This window comes from Catenulispora rubra, assembly GCF_015356825.1.
Classification (GTDB): Bacteria; Actinomycetota; Actinomycetes; order Streptomycetales; family Catenulisporaceae; genus Catenulispora; species Catenulispora rubra.
The window spans coordinates 1-1,442 of sequence record NZ_JAACYW010000615.1 but is presented as its reverse complement, the minus strand read 5'-3'; the positions used below and the strand labels follow the sequence as shown (position 1 = coordinate 1,442).

The 1,442-nt window shown below is 67.3% G+C and carries 2 protein-coding genes; both read left to right on the top strand.

What is annotated here, in order from left to right:
• Positions 1–7: 7 nt before the first annotated feature.
• Entirely contained in the window at positions 8–127 is a 120-nt protein-coding gene (locus GWK61_RS54535) for an RICIN domain-containing protein (RefSeq protein WP_323748191.1), read from the top strand.
• Between the two features lie 78 nt (positions 128–205).
• On the top strand, positions 206–1,442 hold a 1,237-nt coding region (locus GWK61_RS54530; RefSeq protein ID WP_194922283.1), incomplete at its 3' end, for a glycosyl hydrolase.

Genomic DNA, 1,442 nt, shown 5'->3' with positions numbered 1-1,442 from the left:
CGAACTCATCTCCAGCTCCTCCGGACGCTGCCTCGACGACCCCGCCGGCAACACCACCGACAGCACCCAACTCCAAATCTGGGACTGCCACGCCAACACCAACCAAACCTGGCACCTCCCCACCTGACACCCCCAAACACGGCAGCCCGCCGGGGCCGGAGAGAACATCGCCGGCCCGCCTTCCCACCCATGAGAGGAACCGCACATGCTCCCGCGCTCCAGGATCCGCACCGCGCTCGGCGCAGCCTCGGCCGCACTACTGGCCGTGGCTGCCCTGGCCGGCAGCGCCTCGGCCGCGCCGCCGGCGCCGCCCGGCGTCACCGCGGCCAACGAGATCAACTACCTGATGAGCCTGACCGGCAATCACACGCTGTCCGGCCAGCAGGGCGGCGCCAACAACGACCCGGGCCAGTGGGTGAACACCGCCCACGACATCACTGGGGAGTACCCGGCGCTGTGGGGCGGGGACTTCGGGTTCAGCCAGGACGACATCAACAACCGGCAGACCGTCATCGACTACGCCAAGGCCGAATGGGCCGCCGGCACTCTGCCGGCGTTGATGATGCACGCCTGCCGGCCCGACGTGGCCGTGTGCGGCTTCGACGGCGGCTCGAACCCGGTGAAGGGCAGCTCGCTGTCGGACTCGGAGTGGAGCCAGCTCATCACCAACGGCACCAACCTGAACAACGACTACAAAGCCAAACTCGACCAGTTCGTCCCCTACTTCCAGCAGCTCAAGGACGCCGGGATCCCGGTGCTGTTCCGGCCGCTGCACGAGATGAACGAGGGCTGGGCCTGGTGGGGCGGGCGTCCCGGCCCGAACGGCGACGCAAGGCTGTACCAGATCACCCACGACTACCTGCTGTCCAAAGGCCTGACCAACATCATCTGGGTCTGGGCACTCAAAGACGTAGCAGGCGGCGCCTCCTCGGCCGCCAGCTACTACCCGGGCGACAACTACGTCGACGTCGTCGGACTGGACGTCTGGGTACAGAAGTTCCCCAGCACCGCCTGGTACCAGGCGCTGACATACATCGCCGCGGGCCGCAAACCGATGGCCCTGGCCGAAGTCGGCAGCGTGCCCCAGCCCAACCAGATGGCCTCCCAGCCGAACTGGGTCTACTGGAACGTGTGGATGAACTGGCTGACCGATCCGGCCTACAACTCCAACGCCTCCATCCAGGCTGGCTACTACGATTCGCGCACCCTGCACCAGGGCCAGGTGTCGATCCCCGTATCCGGTGGTGGCGGTGGTGGTTCACCGACGGGTGCGATCACCGGTCCGGCAGGCAAGTGCGTGGACGTACGCGCGGCGAACTCGGCCAACGGCACCCCGGTGCAGCTGTACACCTGCAACGGCACCAACGCCCAGTCCTGGACCGTCCAGACCGACGGCACCATCAGAGCCCTCGGCAAATGCCTGGACATCACCGGCGGCCCCA